Below are 22,260 nucleotides of genomic sequence, written 5' to 3'. Positions count from 1 at the left end.
ATGATGCTGTTATGGAAGGTTTTTCTATTTAATCACTTTATTGACTTGATATAAAAACTAAAAGGAAGCGTGAAGAATATGAAAATAACACAAACATTTAATCAACATGTTGTGAAGCAAAAAAACAAATCATTAGTGCTTCATACAATTAAAGAAACATACCCCGTATCACGAGCAGACCTTGCCAATACAACAGGACTAAATAAAGGGACAGTTTCATCATTAGTAAATGAACTATTAGAGGAACAATTAATTCTTGAATCAGGCCCAGGAATATCGAGTGGTGGAAGAAGACCAGTCATGTTGCTCTTTAATCAATCAGCCGGCTACTCAATCGGAATTGACATCGGGGTTAATTATATCCTAGCGATTCTCACAGATTTACAAGGGGGCATTTGTGATGAAAGATTAATTAAAGTCAAGGACCTTACTCTCTCTCAAACGATTGATATTTTATTTAGTGTCATTGATGAATTAATGCTTCATGTTCCAACGAGCCCTTATGGTGTTGTCGGAATTGGCGTAGGGGTTCCTGGTACCGTCTCACGCTCCGGAAAAATACTGTTAGCTCCTAACTTAAATTGGAAAGACATTGATTTAAAAGAAGTGATTGAGTCACAATATAACATTCCTGTAAAAATAGTTAATGAAGCAAACGCAGGGGCTCATGGCGAAAAAAGATTTGGAGCTGGTCAACCTTTTAATAATATCGTCTATATTAGTGGAGGGATTGGAATTGGGGTCGGTCTCATCTTAAACGGTAAGTTATACAAAGGACATAACGGACTTTCTGGTGAGCTTGGCCACATGACGATTAATATGAATGGACCTCTATGCAACTGCGGCAACAAAGGATGTTGGGAGCTTTATGCCTCAGAAAATGCATTAATTAAAATGGCGCTGACACAAGAAATTTTCACAGAAAATGATGAGGACCTTTCTCTCGAAAAGCTCGTTAAGCTCGCTGAAGAAGGAGATGAGAAAACGATTTCATTAATTGAATCGTTAAGTGAATTTTTAGCCATTGGAATGAACAACATTATTAATACCTTTAACCCTGAACAAATTATTATTGGAAATCGTCTCGTTGCACTGCAACCGTGGATAGAAAATGCATTAAAAGAAAAACTAGCAAAGAATGTTCTAGCTGCCCATCAAAAAGATTTTCAATTGCATTTTTCAAAATTAGAAAAGCGCTCATCTGCCCTTGGTGTAGCTGCATTTTCAACAGAAAAATTTCTAAAAACGAATTTAGAAGAAATTTAAAAGGGGTGATGCTTTAATCCAAACAAAACTGTTCATTACCAAAAGTGTTATCAAAAAATATTCATGTTGAGGTGAAGAAAATTGGTAAAAATTCAAAACCCTATTCTATCAGGTTTTAACCCAGATCCAAGTATTTGTCGAGCTGGAGAAGATTATTATATTGCTGTTTCTACATTTGAGTGGTTCCCTGGCGTTGGAATCTATCATTCTAAAGATTTAAAAAATTGGCGTCTTGTCTCAAGACCACTCAATCGTCTTAGTCAATTAAATATGATGGGAAATCCTGATTCAGGTGGAATTTGGGCTCCTGCTCTTTCTTATAGCGACGGGAAATTTTGGCTCATTTATACAGATGTCAAAGTAACAGAAGGGCAGTGGAAAGATAGCCATAATTATCTAGTCACATGCGACACGATTGACGGTGAATGGTCTGAACCTATCTATATGAATAGCTCTGGATTTGACCCTTCGCTTTTCCATCATGAAGACGGAAAGAAATACTTTGTGAACATGGTTTGGGATCACCGCCATACTCACCATAATTTTTATGGCATTGTTCTTCAAGAGTACAGCGTAGAAGAAAAGAAACTGGTTGGAAAAAAGGAGATTATTTTTAAAGGAACAGATATTAAACTAACTGAAGCTCCTCATTTATATAAAATTAATGACTACTATTATTTATTAACCGCTGAAGGTGGAACAAAATACGACCACCAAGCAACGATTGCTCGCTCAAAAAATTTATGGGGACCTTATGAAGTACATCCAGAAAATCCGTTAATTACATCGTTCCCATATCCAAGAAACCCACTGCAAAAAGCGGGTCATGCATCCATTGTCCAAACACATACCGATGAATGGTTCCTAGTTCATTTAACAGGACGACCACTCCCTCGTGATGGTCAAGCTTTATTAGACCCTCGTGGCTTTTGTCCACTAGGAAGAGAAACAGCCATCCAACGACTCGAATGGAAAAATGATTGGCCTTATGTTGTCGGTGGAAACCAACCGGCTCTAGAAATTGAAGGTCCAGCGATTGACGAAGTAAAATGGGAAGCAGACTATCCTGAAAAAGATGATTTTGATTTAGAAACATTAAACCTTCATTTTCAAACGTTACGTATTCCGCTTGGAGAAAATATCGTTTCGTTAAAAGAACGACCAGGACATTTGCGAATACACGGCAGAGAATCTTTAACATCTAAGTTTACCCAAGCCTATGTAGCAAGACGTTGGCAGCATTTTTCATTCACTGCAGAAACAAAAGTGGCCTTTTCGCCTGATACTTTCCAACAAGCTGCAGGTCTTGTAAACTATTACAACACACAAAACTGGACGGCTCTTCAAATTACATGGAATGAAGAAAAAGGAAGAGTACTTGATATTACTACAAATGATAATTTTACGTTTGACCAACCAATTAAAGGCAACGAGATTATCATTCCTGATGATGTAGAGTATGTGTTCCTTCGTGTTGATGTAAACGTACAAACATACCGTTATTCTTATTCATTTGATGGTACAAACTGGACTGAAATTCCAATTGATTTTTATTCATATAAGCTATCTGATGACTATATTCAAGGTGGCGGCTTCTTCACTGGTGCATTCGTTGGCATGCACTGTCAAGATACATCTGGTGCAAGCTTACCAGCAGATTTTGATTATTTCGTTTATAAGGAAAAATAAAGCCAGAATTTGTAGGCTGTCGAGATTGAAATGTCTCGACAGCCTTTTTTAATGAAACAAGGCGTTTTCTTACCGACATCTGTTCCGCTACTTTAATGAAACACTCTGATTTGTGAATGCTATCGGACGTCTGTTCCGTTAAATTAGAAAAACAAGCTGGTTTTGTCGCTGTTATGGTGACATAACGGAATACATGTCCGATAAAAATAGAAAACTCCTCTTTTATCAATAACTAGCCGAATACATGTCCGTTAGGGTAAACGCTGGTGCACAATCAAAAAGAGCTTCGCTCATATGAGCGAAGCTTCTTCTATTAATCGATAATTCTCCAAAACGCTGGTTTAACGCGGTAGTTCGGGTCAAATACAAACGGTGCATCCTTCCCAACACCATCATTATATTCTCTTGCTCTGTCATCTAACCATGTATGATTATCGGCGATTCCCCAGAATGTCACACTACTTAAATCAGCTCCAAGCTCCTCGTATAATTCAAATAATTGGTCATAGCGATCAGCTTGGGCTTCAAAGCGCTCTTGCGGAATGGCATCATATGTTGGGAATGCTGGACGTGGCGGCCATCCATACAAACTAACATCTAACTCTGTCACTTGATTATCAAGTCCTAAGTCAGCGAACATTTCCATTGATGTTCGAATTTCATCAATCGATGGCCAATCAATTTGAATATGTGCTTGATGTCCAACTCCATCGATTGGTACTCCATCAGCGAGTAAGTCTTGGACTAGATTATATAAGTGATCACGCTTAGGTGTCACTTCCGTATTGTAGTCGTTAATAAATAATTTCGCGTCTTCACCTGCATACTTTCGGGCTGTTTCAAACGCAACTCGAATGTATTCGTCCCCTGTAATTTGGTACCAAACTGATTCACGTAATCCTCTTTCATTTGGTGTTCCATCGTCAACAACTTCATTGACAACATCCCAAGCAGTCACATCGTCTTTATAGCGTTCTACTACTGTTTTAATATGTGTTTCAAGGCGCTCTAATAAAAGGTCTTTATTCGCCTGTCTTTTAGCTTCATTCGTTTCTTCTACCATTGGATTGCCTTCTTCATCTAAGAAAAACCAATCAGGTACTTGGTTATGCCAAACAAGTGTATGGAAACGTAAGTTCATATTATTTTTTCTAGCAAACTCAACAATCGCATCTGCCCCGTCCCAAGTAAACACACCTTCTTCAGGTTGTAACGAAATGGGCTTCATTGCATTTTCTGCAACGATACTATTGTAATGATGCTTTAATACTTTCCCCTGTCTTCCATTCAGTTGGTGCGGCTCAACCGCTGCCCCAATATCAAAAGATTCTTCATATCGGTCTGCTAGAGAAGCTACTTGCCAAGCAAAAGGTTGGACATTACCATTTCCTTTTTCGCCTTCTTTAAAAATGCCTCCCTTTGGTGGTCCAGCTTGACCATTTCCTTGAGCAAATACACTGCTCGCTCCACCAGTGAGTAATAGTGATAAAGCTAGTCCTGCAATGAAGGGTTTTCTTAACGTTTTTAGCATGTGATAATCTCCTTTTTTAGTAGAATTTTTGTAAAACTACGAGAATATCTGACAAACCTCCTTTCCAATGGGTTATGTTCTAGCTTCTTGGTGTAAAGGCTTTCATATGTAAGTAAGCTAGATTTGAATTCGCTTTCATTATAACAACCTTAACTTAGTTTATCTAGTAAACAAACAAACTTTTCTGAAAATGAATACTAGGTATTAATTATATAGAACCAACAACTGGAAAAGGTTTTCCTAGTCATTTGTCTAAAGTCCTAGTAAAGTCTTTTAAAAAAAGTGAGATCATTGTCCTATGAAATGATTACTAGTGGCTACATCGTGTAGAAAGTGTGTCAAATCATTTTCGCGGTCAGAGCAGCCGTTTTTTAGCGACCACAGGAGCGCTTATCAACAAAAAAGCATCTCTATTCCTCGCGATATATTATGATTAACTGCTCCAGCGTCCACCAACATTCCAAAACACTAGCGATGTTCACAGATAACGGATTTCATGGCCGCTTAATTACGATAATCAACACCACTAACTCATTCTAAGAATACATAAGCGCAATGTTATCCACAGGTCGACTATTTTATATGCTAAGCATAAGAAAAACACGGGAGCTTCTTTTCTTTTTAAGCGAAGTGCGGAGCCCTGCCCGCTTTTGAAAGTGAACCCCAAGTGTTCTTCTTGGGGTGAAACGCGCAGGTGCGCAGCCTTCGCTCTTCTTGAATAAGCTTTCAAAACCTCACTGCTAGACCCAAACTTCTATACTTTCTTACCTTTTTAAAAAAAACACCCTCTTCTAGAGAGGGTGTCGATTATGCCATGTGCTCCTTCGTTACGGACATCCATTCCGCTATTTTACGAAATAGACGCCTTTTCTCAGTTCTTACGGACATACGTTCCGCTATTTGAGTAAAAAGAGCAAGAAAACCATGTTATTTTTCAATGTAACGGAACAAATGTCCTTTAGCATTTAAAAAATCAAATTTTTATTAATATAGCGGAATAGATGTCCGTTAGATTAAGTCATTCAAACATCTTACTTCCCTAACAACTGTTTCATTTTCGACACAACATTATCAACAGTGAAACCGTACTCGCGTAAAATTTTGCTTGCAGGCGCTGATGCACCGAACGTATCGATCGTAATCATATCCCCATGATCACCTACATATTTCTCCCAGCCAAGAGATGAGCCCATTTCTAATGCTATACGAGCTTTGACTTGTGGAGGAATCACACTTTGCTTATATTCTAGTGATTGTTGTTCAAAACGCTCCCAGCTCGGCATACTTACTACAGAAACATGAATTCCTTCTTTCGCTAATGCCGCCTGTGCTTCGACCGCTAATTGAACTTCTGAACCTGACGCCAATAAAATACCTTCTAGTTGACCTGTTGCTTCTGAAATGACATATGCTCCTTGGTTAACACCTTCATATGCTACATCAACGGATGCTGAATTCGTCATTAAATCTTGACGACTTAATACAAGTAATGTTGGTCGGTCAGAACTCTCGACCGCCACTTTCCATGCTGCCACTGTTTCATTACCATCGGCTGGACGAATGACATTTAATCCAGGCATAGCTCGAAATGATGCAAGCTGTTCTACTGGTTCATGAGTTGGACCGTCTTCACCGACTGCCACACTATCATGTGTAAACACAAAAGTTACTGGTAATTTCATTAAAGCCGATAATCGAACGGCCGGACGTAAATAATCGGAAAAGACAAAAAATGTTGCACCAAATGGTTTAACACCACCGTGTAAAGCCATTCCATTGACCATTGCACCCATCGCAAATTCTCGAACACCAAACCAAACGTTTCGACCAGAATAATCGAATCGACTAAAATTCGCTTCGCTCTTTAGCAATGTTTTATTAGATGAAGCTAAATCGGCTGATCCTCCAAAAAGTGTTGGAATGTTTTTGGCAAATGCATTAAGAGCATCTCCTCCAGCAGAACGAGTCGCCACTTTGTCGATACCCTTTTCATAGTTTGGAAGATTTGCATCCCAACCTACTGGCAATTCTCCGCTTATTGCCTTCTGTAGTTGAACGCCCAGTTCAGGAAACTCAGTTTTGTATGCTGCCAACAGTTCGTTCCATTGTTCTTCTAGCTTTCCTCCAGTTTCCTTCACTTCGTTAAACAGCTCTTTCACCTCTGTTGGAACATGAAAATCTTCATACTCCCATCCATATGTTTCTTTCGTTAGCTTAATTTCATCGGCTCCAAGTGGTGCACCGTGTGAAGCAGATTTCCCACTTTTGTTCGGTGAGCCATACCCAATCGTCGTTTTCACTTCGATTAAAGTCGGGCGCTCATCGTTTTTTGCAAGCTCAATCGCTTTATTTATTTCCTCAAGATCATTTCCAGCTTCTACACGAATATAATGCCAACCATACGCTTTAAATCGCTCTTCTACACTTTCTGAAAATGAAAGATGTAAGTCGCCATCAAGGGAAATATCATTTGAATCATAAAGTACAATTAATCGACCGAGCTGTAAGTGACCTGCAAGAGAAGCTGCTTCAGCCGAAACTCCTTCCATTAAGTCCCCGTCGCCACAAATACTATATGTAAAATGGTCCACTACCGGATAATTTTCACGATTAAATGTCGCTGCTAAGTGTCGTTCAGTCATAGCCATCCCGACAGCCATCGCAAACCCTTGTCCAAGTGGTCCTGTCGTAGCATCTACACCTGGAGTATGACCAAATTCTGGGTGACCTGGTGTATTGCTGCCCCATTGACGGAACTGTTTCAGGTCATCAAGTGTCACATCATACCCTGATAAATGAAGAATGCTATAAAGTAGCATTGATCCGTGTCCCGCCGATAAAACAAAACGGTCACGGTTAAACCAGTTTGGATTTGCTGGGTTATGTTTCATTTGTTCCGCATAAAGAGAAAATGCCATTGGTGCCGCTCCCATTGGAAGTCCTGGGTGACCTGAATTCGCTTTTTCAATACTATCAATTGATAGTGTTCGAATCGTATTAATCGCTAACTGTTTGTTTACTGCTTGTGTCGTTGACATAAAAAACCACTCCTTTAATAATTTCTATGTATGATTTATACGTATAAATTTACCTTGGAAAAAAGCACTGAAGACGATTGCGAATTCAGTGCTTTTTCGAGTGAACTATTTTCCTGCAAAAGTTTCTAAAAGGTACTTGTTAATTGTTGCTTTTAGAAGCTCTTGTCTACCAGATTTATTTGTAACTTCAGTTAAGCTTAGGGCATGTTTCTCTAGTTTGTGGAAGTCTGTTTTTCCTTCCACAATATCAAGACCAATTCCTGATGTATAACTGCTATATCGGTCCGCAATGAAGTCCTCTAATACTTTATCTTCAATTAAACGTTGTGCTACTTTTGTTCCAATAGCAAATGCATCCATACCAGCAATATGTGCGTGGAATAAATCATCTGTATCGAATGAACCACGTCTTACTTTCGCATCAAAGTTTAAGCCACCTGTACCTAAACCATCGTTTTTAATAATTTCATACATTGCAAGTGTCGTAGAATAAAGGTCAGTTGGGAATTCATCTGTATCCCATCCAAGTAGTGTGTCTCCTTGGTTAGCATCCACTGATCCTAACATACCATTGATACGTGCTGTACGAAGTTCGTGCTCAAATGTGTGTCCAGCTAGTGTAGCATGGTTGGCTTCAATGTTGAACTTGAAGACATCTTGTAAATCATATTTTTGTAAAAAGGCTAGTCCAGTTGCTACATCAAAGTCATATTGATGTTTTGTTGGCTCTTTTGGTTTTGGTTCAATTAAAAATTGTGCATCAAAACCAATTTCTTTTGCATAGTCTTTTGCCATATGGAAGAAACGAGCAAGGTTATCTAACTCTAAACCCATATCCGTATTTAAAAGAGTTTCATATCCTTCACGACCACCCCAGAATACATAGTTCTCTGAGCCTAGTTCTTTTCCTACTTCTAACCCTTTTTTCACTTTTGCTGCTGCATATGCAAATACGTCTGCGTTTGGTGCAGTTGCTGCCCCATGCATCCAACGAGGATGTGTAAACATATTCGCCGTGTTCCATAATAATTTCACTTTGCTTGTTTTCATGTATTCTTTAATCATTGCAACAATAACATCAATGTTATTTAATGTTTCACTTAGTGATTCTGCTTCAGGAGCTACATCGATATCATGGAAACAGAAATATGGAACATTTAATTTTTCAAAAAATTCGAATGATGCTTCAACACGAGCTTTCGCTAAATCCATTCCTGACAAGTGATTGTATGGACGTACTGCAGTACCTGCACCAAATGGATCATTTCCTTCGCCTGTAAACGTGTGCCAATATGAAACAGCAAAACGAAGAAACTCCTCCATTGATTGCCCATTTATTTTTTCTTCTGGATTGTAATATTTAAACGCAAATGGGTTTGTCGAGCTAGAACCTTCAAACTTAATTTGATTAACATTATTAAAATAACTCATTGTTCAATCCCCCAGTTCATAATGTATGGTAGAAACCGTTTTCATGTATTGATTATATCACCACTCACTTAGTTTGTCTATTGGATGTACAAAGTTTTTTTAGAATGTTTTATGGAAAGTTGAATAGATTAGAAAACGTTTTTGAGTAACTGAATAATTTACCATTGATAATATAGGACTATAGGACTATAATGTTTTTATCTATGTTTAGGAGGAAATGATATGCCAACTGAGATTGAAACAGAAACCAAAGAAATAGGAATATCAAAAATCGCAACAGAATATGAACGCTTCAGCTCAAAAATACTTTCTTTCGCGGTTCCAGGACTACTTAGTTCGTGTATTCCAATTGTTCTAGTCTTGAGTATTTTTAAAATGGTACCGTTTAGTACTTTTCTATTTGTTTGTGCTGTCGTCCCAGTATTAATTGGGATGCTTTATTTCACATACAAAAAATTTCACAAGTTAACTTCTGGTAAATATCTATTATCTGCACTTTCCTTTTTTATTATTTTTGTTTTTGTGTGGTTTATCCCTTCATATGAGATTTGGGCTGCGATCCCGTTGTATATTATAATATCGCTTTTGTACTTAAACTCTAACGTTATCATTTGGGCTACCTTTTACTCCTACATCGTCTACACGATTCACCTATTATTTAACCCTTATTTTGAAAAGATATTGATTATGGACCATATTGTAATCTACATTGTTCTCACTATGATCGGTATTGCTTGTTATTGTATAACCCTAATGGGGAAAAGAATGCTAGCTGACGTGCAGAAAAATGAAATGAAAGTAAAAAAACTATTACAAGAAATTACAAGTTCAGTTCATCAAATCGAAAGATTTGGGAAGGATTTAAATCAAAATGTAGAAGAAACAACGACAATTTCAAAAGAAATTTCTGTAGGATATAATGAGATTTCAAAGGGCATTGAGTTACAAGCTACAGCGATTGTTGATATTAATGATAAAATTTCAACAACAAATGATTTTATTACAGGAGTATCTAGTCATTCCAATGAATTACAACAATTATCAACATCGACATCTGATGTCACCGAAAAAGCGAATAAAATCGTAAAAACTTTAGTTTCTAGCTTAGAAGAAGTGTCTCATACTCAAAAAGAAACCGATGAATTAATGAAATCACTTGAAAGTAAAAATGAACGCATTCGCGGGATTTCTGGGGCGATTGAAGAGATTGCGACGCAAACGAACCTTCTTGCATTAAATGCAGCAATAGAAGCTGCTAGAGCAGGAGAACAAGGTAAAAGCTTTGCCGTAGTAGCAGAAGAAGTAAGAAAGCTAGCAGGAAACGCTGGTAGTTCGGCCAATGAAATTGCAGATATATTAGTAGACATCCAGAAACAAACACAAGCCGTTTCCTCCCAAATCAGTGAAGGAAAAAAAGCAGTAGAAACAACACAAGAAACTGCACAATCATCTAATGTGTATTTTGAACTCATCAATAAAAATATGACAGATTTATTAAATAAAGCTAGTGATATTCAAAAAATGCTCCATGATTTGGAGGGTACATCCCTTTCAATTGGACAAGAAATTGGAAATATATCAGGCATTACACAACAATCTTCTGCTTCTATTGAAGAGATGACTGCATCATTAGACATACAAACAGAAAGAATAACGGCAATTAGTCGCAACTTCAATGACCTTGAAAGTATGATTGGAAGTTTAACCGAACTAACACAAAAAACAAAATAATAAAGAAAAACGCGGGAGCGTTTTTTCTTTCAAGCGAAGTGCGGAGCCCTGCCCGCTTTTAACAGTGAACCCCAAGTGCTCTTCTTGGGGTGAAACGCGCAGGTGAGCAGCCTTCGCTCTTCTAGAATAAGCTTTCAAAGCTTCATTGCTACATCAAAATTATTATGCTCCCTCATTTGTCTCATTTTCGCGGTCACAGCAGCCGTTATTTGTGAACATGATACGGGTTTCCGTTTTTTAGCGGCCACAGGAGCGCTTATTCACGCAAAAGCAACTCTATTCTTAGCGATATATGATGATTAACGGCTCCTGTGTCCACCAACGCTAGCAATGTTCACAGATAACAGTTTTCATGGCCGCTTACTTGCGATAAACCTAAACCCGACCCAAGTGTTGAATGATTCACTTGGGTCTTTTCTTACTGTCTCATAGTACTCCAAGTCCCTAATTCAGTCTAAGGATTTATTAGAGAAATGTTATACATAAGTCGACTGTTTATAGCTTCCTTCTAAAATAAGCTTTCAAAACTTTACAACTGCTACACCAAAATTTATATACTCCCTCATTAAATGTTAAAAAAGTGTCCATCCTATGATGAACACCGTAAAAAGTCTCGTTATTTTTAATTTGATTTATTCTTATAATCAAACCTAAGCCAAATGATTGCTACTACAAGAAGGATTACCAATGTCAATGGGATTACCCATAAATTTTCTCCATTTAAATATAACCCTAAAAACATGATTACAACTGACATAATAGGTGCCATAATATAAAAAGGTCTAGCATTATAAAACCAGCCGTAAGGAAAAAAGTGAGCACCCGTAATAATGGCAAAAAATATAATCGCATCGTCTGGGCTTTTTATTATAGCCCAGAAAAGAATCGGAAAATAAATAATTTGAGCGAGATTCAAATAAGAACCGAGGCTACCAAAAGGGTTATTTTTCATCTTCCAATCCGCTTTAATAAGCGTTGATATGGCAATCGCTAACGGGAACATTAATCCTGTTGAAAATAACATAAATATATTTTTCTGCTGTATTTCTAATTGCTGAAAAAATATAATAGTTATGATGGACCAAATCACAACAGCAGCTAATAAAAATCCAATCCCATTTTTTCCTTTTATAGAAAGTTCATTTCTTATTTTATTTAGTTCCATTTTTTTCCCCCCTTGATTTTTAAATATTATGTATGTTAAATAATTTTATTAATGACCATTCAACTTATCGTAAAAATACGATAGAAAAAAATTCTTTACTATTACACTACCATACTTTTACATGAATGTGGTAAATTAATAAAAAAAAGGAAATAATGTTCACCCCTAAATACTTGTTTTTTCTTTAATACAAGTTTCCTTTATTAAAACAAATGATGGACAACTTATAATAAATGTAATAGAAAGCGAGGATTATACATATGAAACTACTTGATTTTTCACAAGCAGCTGTGAGGACAAAAGAAGAACTTACAGCGTTAATTGGCACTCCTCACGAACTCGTTATCAAAAAAACAGTTTCCATCTTAGACGAGAATTGCAAAAGGTTCATATCACTATCTCCACTCCTCTTCCTCTCCACTTGTAGTGCTGACGGAAAATGTGATGTCTCACCCCGTGGAGACTTTCCTAGTTCAATTCAAATACTAAATGAAAAACAGCTCATCATTCCGGATCGCCCTGGAAACAAACGATTAGATTCGATTCACAATATGTTATCTAATCCTCATGTCGGATTATTGTTCGTCATTCCTGGTATGGAGGAAGTTCTTCGTATAAATGGAAAAGCCACAATTATTAAAGATGAAACGATGTTGAATGACATATGGGATCAAACACAGGCACCAAAACTAGGTATCGGCGTTGATGTTGAAGAGTGCTTTATCCATTGCCCTAGAGCGCTTAAATCCTCTAAAGTTTGGGATAGTAACTCATGGCGTGATAAATCTGAATTACCTTCTAGTACAGAAATGTTTCATGCACATTTGAAGCTCAATGGTGTTGAACTTAAAAAATAACGACACTAAAAAGCACTGAGGCCATGAATTGCCCAGTGCTTTTATTCGTTATCATTACGTTATTTTATCGCTTCATATACTCTCATAGGTGGGATATTTCGGAATACATAGCGATCTTGAACAGAGGAAAAATGTTCATGTAAATGGTCTTTTAAATGCCCGTCTCTTTGAAAGAATGTTTGATAAGGGAGAAATTTCCCTCCTTGTTTTAATACGGAATGGGTTTGCTTGACTATGTTCCTTCTTACTTCATTGTTCATTAAAGTGAATGGAATACCGGACAATATGTAATCCGCTTGTTCTCCATACCCTTCCATAATATCGTGCACTCGTTCTGCACTCGCATGATGGATGTGTATTCTTTCATCTTGAACATTATTTTTTAAATAGTCAACAAAGTTTTCGTTTAGCTCAATTGTGATTATAACGGAATCGCTAGACATCTGTTCTAATAAGTAATTTGTAAATACCCCTGTTGCTGGTCCATACTCAATAATAACAACCCTGTTTTCAAATGACATTTTACTACACACTTCTTTTACGCCTTGTTTAGAAGTCGGTGTGACTGATGCGATGTTAGGATCTTTAATAAAGTTTTTAATATATTCTTTTGTGCTCATCATAATCTCCTTATGTGTTTGACTAACAAGTGTTGTTTTTATTTTTTCTTTAATTTCCAAAAACATACTATAAAGAAAAATCGTTTAATGTATATTTGCTTTCTTTTCGGTTATAGTAATAATAAATGTTCCACAGTAGCTCAGTGGTAGAGCTATCGGCTGTTAACCGATCGGTCGTAGGTTCGAGTCCTACCTGTGGAGCCATTTTTTTGCATGCATTTCATTTCCTCTTTATCTAATTTCAGACCATTTTTTCCCTAAACTTTCTCCATACTCGTTAATTTTCATATAGTATTAGAGACAATCCGTATATTCCTTCTGTTTATTAAAAGTGAATGTAATGTAAAGTCATTTTACAAAAACTTAACGTCATTCTATTCGTGTTTACATTTACTAGTCATATATAATGGAAGATGTGTGTTTTATAAAACTTCATACTAGGAGGGCAATAATGTTTACGAAAAGAAAAAAGAGAGTCAGTGGGTTATCTATCTTTTTAGCCAGTATTCTATTTTTCTCACAGCTTTTTACTGGATTCAATTTACCTGTTTCTGCATTTTCAGTAACCGTAGAAAATCAAACTGTTACACTTGTAGAATGGGATTTTAATTCAGAAAGTCCAGTTGCAACAGGTGGGATAAATAAAAATGCTAACGAAGAATTTACTTTAGTCGGTGCCAACGTTACTGGTTATGTCGCTGGGTTTGGTTCAGGATCAAGAGCGATAAACTCAAATAGTTGGAATTCTACTAATGAAAGTTATTGGTTAGCTACGTTTTCAACAGAAGGCTTTGAAAATATTAAACTATCTTCTAAACAATACGGGTCTAATACTGGACCTAAAGATTTCACGCTAGAGTATAGTCTAGATGGGCAAAGTTGGACTGATGTTCCCAATACAAATATTGAAGTAGGAAACAACTGGACAAACGGTGTCTTATCTAACGTTTCTCTTCCACTAGCTGTAAATGATGAAGACACTATTTATGTAAGGTGGCTCAATACGTCGAATGTGTCAGTTCAAGGTGGCACGATTGGGAACACAGGAACAAATCGAATCGATGATGTAGTCATTTCAGGTACAGCTCTTACCGAAGATGTTGATCCAGGTGAGGATATTCAAACGATTGCCGAAGCTCGTACTATGTCAGGACAAGAAGTGACTGTCCTTGGCGTGGCCAATATTGCCCAAGGGTTATTACAAAATGGCAGATTTTCATTATTTCTCCAAGATGAAGAAGCTGGTATTCAACTATTTAACTTCAATACCTCTCCTTTTCCTGAAGTAAAAGAAGGAGATCTAGTGAAAGCGACTGGTATCGTTGGTGAACATTCTGGTGTTACACAATTACAAGTGTCATCCGTTGAAGTCGTAAATCATAATCAAGAAATTCCTGTAAAAAATATTTCCTTAACTACTTATATGGATAGTTCTTTAGCTGAATCCTATGAAGGACAGCTTGTGCGTTTTGAAGGGTTTATAAGAAATATTAACGATTATTTTAATGGTGGCGTCTCCATTTCCATTATTAATGATGATTTTGATGCTGTCGATATTCGAGTGTGGGAAAGTACAGGCATTGATTTATCACAGCTAGAAGAAAATACATGGTATGAAGTAACAGCGATTTCAAGTCAATTCAATTCAACTTATCAAGTATTACCTAGAAGCAATGATGATTTTGTAAAATTAGCCGAGCAAAAACCAGCTCCTACTACATTAAATCGCGAATACAAAGCAAAAGTTGCTCACGTGACAGATGGAGATACGATTCGGCTAGCTACACCGATTCTTGGAGCGACAAACGTCCGTTTTTTAAATATGGATACACCTGAAACATATCATACCGTTCAAAATGAGCTAGACGAGAACCAAATGCGTCATGGCAAAAATGCAACAGCTTATATGCAAACGATGTTGCAAGACGGCGACACTGTCATCTTAAAATTAGGAGAAGAGCCGTTAGATAGTTACGGGCGGTTGTTAGCTGAAGTATATACAGAGGATGGCGTGAACACGAATTTAGAAATGGTAAGAGCAGGCTATGCTTCTACGTATTTCATTTACCCTTTTGAAGATGAGAAAGTAGAAAAATATTCAGTAGCTGCAAAATATGCAAGAGAAAATCAAAAAGGAATTTATAACCCAGAAGACCCGTTATTAGAAATGCCGTTCGTGTTCCGTGCTAGAGAGCGTGGCGATAATGGCTTATCCCGTTATGTTGGAAATTTCAAAACAAAAGAATATGTCGCACCTGACCATTATGCTTTAGTTGAACCTGAGTACCGTGTATTTTTCTCAAAACAACAAGCTGAAGCATTAGGCTATAGACCGTTTGAAATGTCTGATCAAGAAGCAATCGATATGGACAAAAATGCATTAGGCGTTGGTTTTCAAGGTACAGAAACCGCTAGCACGGTTGTTTCTGATGTAACATTAGAAACAACAGGCTCATACGGTTCAACGATTACATGGAAATCAAGCAACGAAGATGTTATATCCAAGAGCGGAAAAGTAACAAATCCAAAATATGATTCAACTGAAGTTACATTAACAGCTACACTTGTTAAAGGGAACCTTACCGTAACAAAAGAGTTTCACCTCGTTGTGCTACCTGCAATTGTTGAGCTTGTTAGCTGGAACTTTGACCAGGAATCAACGATAGCTACTGGTGGTATCACCGATAATAAAAACAGTGAAATTACAACCGTTGGTTCCACAATAACAGGCTATGTTGCTGGTTTTGGCAGCAACTCCAGAGCAGTGAATGCAAACGGATGGCAAGATGGAGAAAGCTATTGGTTAGTAAAACTAACAACACTAGGCTATAAAAACATAACACTTTCTTCCAGGCAATTCGGGTCGAATACCGGTCCAAAAGACTTCCAAGTTGAATACAGTATTGACGGTGTAGACTGGTCAGTGATTCCTGGAAGTGAACTAACGATCGCAAACAACTGGAATTCTGGTGTTCTTACGAATATAGCTTTACCAAAAGAAGCAGAAAATCAAGAAAACGTGTTCGTGAGATGGATAAATACTTCTACTGTTTCCATTAACGGTGGAACAATCGGTTCGGGTGGAACAAACCGAATTGATAATATTGTGTTTACAGGAAATGAAGGACTGTTTGAGGAAGAAAGGCAAGCTTGCTTCCCTGGGAAAGGGAAAATGAAAGGGAAAGATAATTTTCCTGGAAAAGGAAAAGGGTTAGCTCGTTTTTGTAATTAATAATGTTGTCATTCAACCGTAAATAGCAGAAGAACACGGTAGTTCGTCAAAGTTGACGGACTACCGTTTATTACTGATATCATTATTTTTCTACATATCCATTAGAAAACAGTACTCCACGTATGGTTTGATAGAGTGCTGGTACTGCTTCTTGTAATTATTCGTTTTTTGCAGGAACTTCTCTCTATTCAAGAAATGTTCCAAATTGAGAAGAAACAACTTTATTTATCTGTTTGTTTTTGCTTCTTTTTCAAATACTCTGCACGTAATTTTTCAAGTTGCTGCTTTTTATCAGTTTTAGCAGGTTTCTGTTTTTCATGATACTTTGTTACAGCTTGCTTACCTTTCGTATCCAATTGATATTTCCCCACTTTGTTCACCTACTTTTCTTGTCTTTAAAGAGAATTGGTTCAATAAATATAATATACCTTATTTTACTAAAGTAAACCTTCTATGTTTCTTTTATGTTCCTTTATTTAGAATTTATCAACGCGACTGTCTCCATTGATTGAGTAGTAATGACAGATAAAATGGTGTAGTGGCAATTACTTTTAATCCAATTAGTTCCCCACCCAAAATATGTGCAGGATTAATGAATAGTATCGTTGTATATTAAAAATAAAAAAACATCATAGCCATTTTATCCATAGCTATAATGTTTAATGGTTTATGTCCTTACTATCTCTAGCATTATGAATAATTCGTACTACTTCAACTAAATTGTCTTTAACACCATAAATTATTCTATAATTTGTTAAGATTTTTTCTCTTATTTATTCATTTTTCTTTTCCTTAACTTTATCATGAGAAACAACTTTTCCTGTATCTTATTCTTGAATACCTTTATCCATTTTTAATCTTACATAAAGCTCCCTCATGATATCTTCAAGGGTTGCTGTATCAGGTAGGTCCTTAATCAACTTTATTACTTCTTCTTTTGTACTCATATAATCGTACCTCCCTTTCAAGGTTATCGTTATCAACATTATAAAACAAATCTATCTAATAACATTACACATTTACAACGGACATAAATAACGTGGCTGCATCAATTTCCCACAGTCATTCCACCTAATGGAGAAAAGATAAGTATTTAGTCTAATACGAAAAAAGACCACACTAAAAGAGTGGTCGCATAATATTATTTTTTATTAAAACTATCGTTGTACTGCAAAGCAAATGGTTCTATTCCATTGTTGAATTTTACGGGTCGCTTCTAGTTACCATTTGATTATACACCACGGGAGTTTTAAACAGCCATTCATTCCATGTTTTATCTTTTGTCACTAGTTCAGCCATAAAATGACTTACATTAATTCTGCTAGTTTTACCCGCATTGAATATTGGACTTCTTACAGGAGACTCGCAAACTTTGTATGAGCTTTCTTCTTGTTGATTGATTAATGTATCAGGTCGTACTATTACCCATTCTAAATTTTTTGCCTTTTTATCAATTTCGGTAATCAAATAATTTGCAGCCTTGACGTTATCCCGATGAGGTGGGAGCAAAAAATCCAATAAAGAAAAGATTATTTTTTCTCCAGTAGAATTTACCTCTCCCGATAAAAAATTTGTATAAGCTGTTGTCCCCATAAGTATGAGCTTTACTTTTCTGTTTGCCTTGTTTTTAACTGTCTCACTTATTCTTTTAATTGCATCAAATACTAAATAACGAGGTTTACCAAATATCCCTTTAAGCGTCATATTATGACCAAGACACGAGATAATGACATTGCATTCACTAATAAGGTCATACATCTCAAGATCATTTAGTTCGTTGATATTCCCCTTTACGATTTCTACTGATGGACATTCTTCTATCTCTTTGGAGAGAACTGCACTATTTCTAATGAGAATCCGAGTATTAATTTTTCTTTTCATTAATTGTTTGACAACTAGCGTACCGGTAGCACCGCTTGCTCCAAGAACTAGTACTCTCATATTCTACCTCGTTTCCATTAGATTTAATTATACGACTGATAGTACCCTCTTACTATTGCAAGAAATAACTCATCAAAAGCTAATATACATATGAATATAGAACCTAACATACCCATACCGATAACCATCTGGGATAAGCCTAATTTTGATATTCACTTCCTCATTAATTAAAAAATTGTACGATAAAACCAACGAACTTAAAGTCTCTTTCAAATTTCTTTTTACTTAATAATAATGATTTTAATTTTAACTAGCGACGTACATAAGACGATTTTTTAATAAGTAACCATCCAAGACAAACAGCTACTCTTTGTTTAATAATTTATCAAGTTACGTCACATATCACTACATACTTAAGTATTAATAAAAGTACTATTAAAAATTTCACTAAATATAAATAAAGAAACTTCTTTTTTAAAATCAAACAAGGTACCGATAGAAACATCTTTATTTATAATAACCCCAACTCACGAGCTTTCCCAACCGCTTCCGTTCTTCTTTTCACTTGGAGTTTCCCGAAAATATTTTGATTATATCCCTTTACTGTACTTACTGCTAAAAATAGCCTTTCACCAATTTCATGATTAGAGAGGCCTGCAGCAATTAGCTTTAATACTTCTAGTTCACGGTCACTCAATGGTTCCGTCAATCCATGGGATAGATTAGACATTGATGCTTCTATTGCTCTTTGCAATCTGTACACAAAATTTGGCTTTGATTCATAAACTATTCGTTCAGATAATAATCGATATAGAGGCAGCCCTTCATCCACAAAAACTTGAAAAAAGCCCTCTGGCTCTGCTATTACAATTGCTTTTTTAAGGCTTATCATTGCTGACTCGACATCATCACTAGCCTCATAAGCAAGCGCCTGTAACATAAGAACCTCCACTATACTTCCTACTCTTTTCTCTCTCTTAGCTTCTATTAGTAAGGACCCTAATAATTCAACTGCTTCGTTTAAGAATTTTTCATGTCTATATTGTCTAAAGGACGCAATTTTAATTCTGGCCAAGGTAATATATTTAAACTCTTGAAGATAGCAATGTTCTTTTTCTAAATCTTGGCTATTCTCCCTTATGCATTGCTCTGCCTGATAGATGCTACCCTTTTTTACTAGCGTCTTAGCCTTTAATGCATATAGTGGCTGTATGTCGGATAAAGGACTCATTATATAGTGCTTTTTTGCTTCGTCAAAAGAATCAAGCGCTTTGTCCAGTTCACCACGACTCTCCCATAACCTCCCCTGTTGAACATACCAATGATACCGCCAATTTGGTAAGGCTCGTTTCCCCCCCTCCTCGAGGCTCTGTTGAAGATAATGTTCAGCTTCATCTATATTACCCATCATAAGCTTCAATTTACTTAATCCTAAGTAATGGCTTGCTGTAGTAAGTTTAATTATTCCCGTGCTCTTAATGGAAGTCTGCCATCCTTTCTCATATAACCTCATTGCCTCGTAAAGCTTACCTTGTTCTACCTTAATATCTGCTAAAACAACTACCAACAGCGAACGAGACATAGTGCTATTTGTTATCGTAGTATATGCAGCCTCAAGTTCCCCCTTAGCCCATCTTGCTAAGCCTAACAATACTTGAATAATGCCTTCCCTTGCATTATTTTCGGGAATGAAGTCTAATCCTTCTTGTGCATACTTTATTGCTGCTTCCATCTCCCCCTGAACTAACGCATAGTATGTACGTGCAGAGGCAATTGTAGCAGGTAGAATACTGTATTCATGATGATCAAAAACAACAATATCCTTTCGTTCCTCATCCTTTATTTGATCAGATGATATGTTTTCCAAACACGTTTCCGCATCTAGAAGCCTTTGTTCAACTTCCTCCATTTCACCTGTATCAAGAAGGGCCCAGGCGTATCCGACACTAAGGACTGGCCTGTTTTTAATTATTTCATCAGGCAGCGTTTTTACCCAACTAAGCCAGGTGGCTGCCTGCAGGTTCTTGTCCATACTTGACCAAGATAACTCTATTAAGGTAGAAGCTCTTTCATAATCCTTCGCAGCCAATGCATGGTGAACAGCTTCACTCGTCAGTCCATTGCTTTCAAACCACTGACTGGCACGAATGTGTAGTGTAGCAACACCTCCGCCTTCTATAGAAGCATTTTTAGAATGAGCTTTTACTAGCTTTTTTCTAAGAAAATCTGAGAAGAGATGATGATAGCGATACCACCTCTGCTCATCATCCAAAGGAACAACAAATAAATTTACCTTTTGAAGATATTCTAGATTTTCCTGCCCCGAAGTACTAGAGTCTAGAAAAATTGCGTCACACAATGAGCCACATAAACGCTCTAGTATGGAGGTTTGCAATAAGAATGATTGTATCTTCGGATTAAGCTGTTTTAGAACTTCTTCTAAAAGATAATCGGTTATAAAATAGTGGTTACCACTAAAGGATTCAATGAACTCTCCAATATCCTTTTGACCTTTTATTGATATAGCAGCCAACTGTAACCCTGCAATCCATCCTTCAGTACGAGCATCCAATATAGAAATATACTTTTCAGCCAAGTTTAAACTCATTACCCCATTCAGAAACTCTGCTGCCTCTGAATACGTAAATCGTAAATCCTTGGCACGTATTTCTATTAATTGATTTTGAGCCCTAAGACTTGCAATGGGCAAAGGCGGTTCCTCACGGGTTGTCATAACTAAATGCATATTGGCTGGCATATGGTTGAGTATATAAATAATAGAATCATTCACCACTGTATTTTCGATGACATGATAATCGTCAAGGATAAGCATGAATTCTTCAGGAATAGTTGCTATTTCATTAATTAATAATGTTAAAACTAATTCGATTCCCACCGTTTTCATGTTTTGAAGTGCTTCCGAAAACTCTTCAAATAAGCCCACCTTAAGTGTTCTTAATGATGCCACTAAATAGGTCATAAATTGTGTTATGTCATTATCCTTTTCATCTAAAGAAAACCACGCTACAGGAACTTTATTATTCGTGAGCCACTCTGTCACGAGAGTTGTTTTCCCAAAACCAGCAGGTGAAGTTATGAGGGAAAGTTTTCTATTTAAACCTTCATCCATCAATTCAAACAATCTAGGACGTAGTACCAACTTTGTTAGATTATGTGGGATATTAAGCTTAGTATTTAAAATGGGAGTAGTCATACCTTTCCTCTTTTCATATGATATTCTATCCCGCTAGATACTAGTGATATGAAACCCTATTCTTTATTCTCGATTAACAATCCTGCATTATTTCGTTCTTTTTGGCAAACTTCCTTCTGTAATTGTGATTTACCTAAAAACGCCTCACATATCTAATCTGAAAATCATATATCGAACAGTCAAGGAACCCCTCAAAAAAACTAGCCTATATCTTCTAGACATGCAAAAATAAAACCGAACCCCATTGGGCTCAGTTCATCATTTTTTCTGTGCATTTAAAATAAACTCTTCCGAAAATCCTTCCCAAAACCCGCATTCCACCGTTCGCTGTCATAATAAAGTTTTCCGAAAATCACCGATTTCCACTCATTTCTCACTCAAAAACAAGCGTTTTTTTCCGCACTTTTCACTCATTTTTTCACTCTTTTTCTCAAGTTAAAATAAAGTTTTCCGAAAGGGAAAACGTAAAAAGGCAAGTCCCACAAGGGATTGCCCTGATTTTTTACGAAAACTTCCCTCTTCCTTTTTAACGAAAATCGGAAATGTTTATTATTTTTCGGAAGAGAGAATTAGTGGGTCACATAGTAGAGATAAGGAGTTAGGTC

At 36.7% G+C, this 22,260-nt stretch carries 13 protein-coding genes and 1 tRNA gene; 6 read left to right on the top strand and 8 right to left on the bottom strand.

The genetic code is table 11. The features are described 5' to 3' along the window. The first annotated feature begins 78 nt into the window (after positions 1-78). Both T323_RS0106805 and T323_RS0106800 read left to right on the top strand, forming a co-directional pair. On the top strand, positions 79-1,266 hold the full coding sequence (locus T323_RS0106805; protein WP_026672602.1) for an ROK family protein: 1,188 nt from the start codon (positions 79-81) through the stop codon (positions 1,264-1,266). A gap of 81 nt (positions 1,267-1,347) precedes the next feature. Then, positions 1,348-2,955: a glycoside hydrolase family 43 protein gene (locus T323_RS0106800; RefSeq protein WP_026672601.1), complete on the top strand. Its 1,608-nt coding sequence runs from the start codon at positions 1,348-1,350 to the stop codon at positions 2,953-2,955. A 313-nt stretch (positions 2,956-3,268) separates the two neighbouring features. On the opposite strand, the gene T323_RS0106795 is transcribed toward T323_RS0106800, so the two are convergent. The 3 genes from T323_RS0106795 to xylA all read right to left on the bottom strand — a co-directional run bounded on the left by T323_RS0106795 (position 3,269) and on the right by xylA (position 8,955). After that, positions 3,269-4,486: an endo-1,4-beta-xylanase gene (locus T323_RS0106795; protein WP_026672600.1), complete on the bottom strand. Its 1,218-nt coding sequence runs from the start codon at positions 4,484-4,486 to the stop codon at positions 3,269-3,271. A gap of 1,031 nt (positions 4,487-5,517) precedes the next feature. Then, the gene (tkt, locus tag T323_RS0106790) at positions 5,518-7,524 is read right to left on the bottom strand and encodes a transketolase (RefSeq protein ID WP_026672599.1); all 2,007 of its coding nucleotides are present in this window, start codon (positions 7,522-7,524) and stop codon (positions 5,518-5,520) included. Positions 7,525-7,629: 105 nt separating this feature from the next. Continuing rightward, positions 7,630-8,955, bottom strand: a complete 1,326-nt coding sequence (gene xylA, locus T323_RS0106785; RefSeq protein ID WP_026672598.1) for a xylose isomerase — start codon at positions 8,953-8,955, stop codon at positions 7,630-7,632. A 222-nt stretch (positions 8,956-9,177) separates the two neighbouring features. Between xylA and T323_RS0106780 the strand changes: the two genes are divergently transcribed. Then, entirely contained in the window at positions 9,178-10,686 is a 1,509-nt protein-coding gene (locus T323_RS0106780) for a methyl-accepting chemotaxis protein (RefSeq protein ID WP_026672597.1), read from the top strand. Between the two features lie 622 nt (positions 10,687-11,308). Here the strand turns inward: T323_RS0106780 and T323_RS0106775 are convergent. Next, entirely contained in the window at positions 11,309-11,851 is a 543-nt protein-coding gene (locus tag T323_RS0106775) for a DUF7010 family protein (protein WP_026672596.1), read from the bottom strand. Positions 11,852-12,111: 260 nt separating this feature from the next. On the opposite strand from T323_RS0106775, the gene T323_RS0106770 reads away from it, so the two are divergent. Beyond that, positions 12,112-12,708: an MSMEG_1061 family FMN-dependent PPOX-type flavoprotein gene (locus tag T323_RS0106770; RefSeq protein ID WP_026672595.1), complete on the top strand. Its 597-nt coding sequence runs from the start codon at positions 12,112-12,114 to the stop codon at positions 12,706-12,708. Between the two features lie 59 nt (positions 12,709-12,767). On the opposite strand, the gene T323_RS26190 is transcribed toward T323_RS0106770, so the two are convergent. After that, positions 12,768-13,328 (bottom strand): class I SAM-dependent methyltransferase, encoded by a 561-nt coding sequence (locus tag T323_RS26190; protein WP_051556420.1) that lies wholly within the window; start codon positions 13,326-13,328, stop codon positions 12,768-12,770. Between the two features lie 129 nt (positions 13,329-13,457). Here T323_RS26190 and T323_RS0106760 point away from each other — a divergent pair. Then, positions 13,458-13,532, top strand: a tRNA-Asn gene (locus T323_RS0106760). Positions 13,533-13,779: 247 nt separating this feature from the next. Beyond that, complete coding sequence (locus tag T323_RS27855) at positions 13,780-16,560, top strand: immunoglobulin-like domain-containing protein (protein WP_026672594.1); 2,781 nt, start codon at positions 13,780-13,782, stop codon at positions 16,558-16,560. A gap of 221 nt (positions 16,561-16,781) precedes the next feature. On the opposite strand, the gene T323_RS29530 is transcribed toward T323_RS27855, so the two are convergent. The 3 genes from T323_RS29530 to T323_RS0106735 form a co-directional block, all read right to left on the bottom strand. Then, entirely contained in the window at positions 16,782-16,916 is a 135-nt protein-coding gene (locus T323_RS29530) for a hypothetical protein (protein ID WP_281175729.1), read from the bottom strand. Positions 16,917-17,763: 847 nt separating this feature from the next. Then, positions 17,764-18,501: an NAD(P)-dependent oxidoreductase gene (locus T323_RS0106740; RefSeq protein WP_026672592.1), complete on the bottom strand. Its 738-nt coding sequence runs from the start codon at positions 18,499-18,501 to the stop codon at positions 17,764-17,766. Positions 18,502-18,952: 451 nt separating this feature from the next. Next, entirely contained in the window at positions 18,953-21,655 is a 2,703-nt protein-coding gene (locus T323_RS0106735; protein WP_026672591.1) for a winged helix-turn-helix domain-containing protein, read from the bottom strand. Positions 21,656-22,260 lie beyond the last annotated feature (605 nt).

The organism is Alkalihalobacillus bogoriensis ATCC BAA-922 (assembly GCF_000621445.1).
Classification (GTDB): Bacteria; Bacillota; Bacilli; order Bacillales; family Bacillaceae_F; genus Bacillus_AO; species Bacillus_AO bogoriense.
This window is presented reverse-complemented; position numbering and strand designations above follow the sequence as displayed.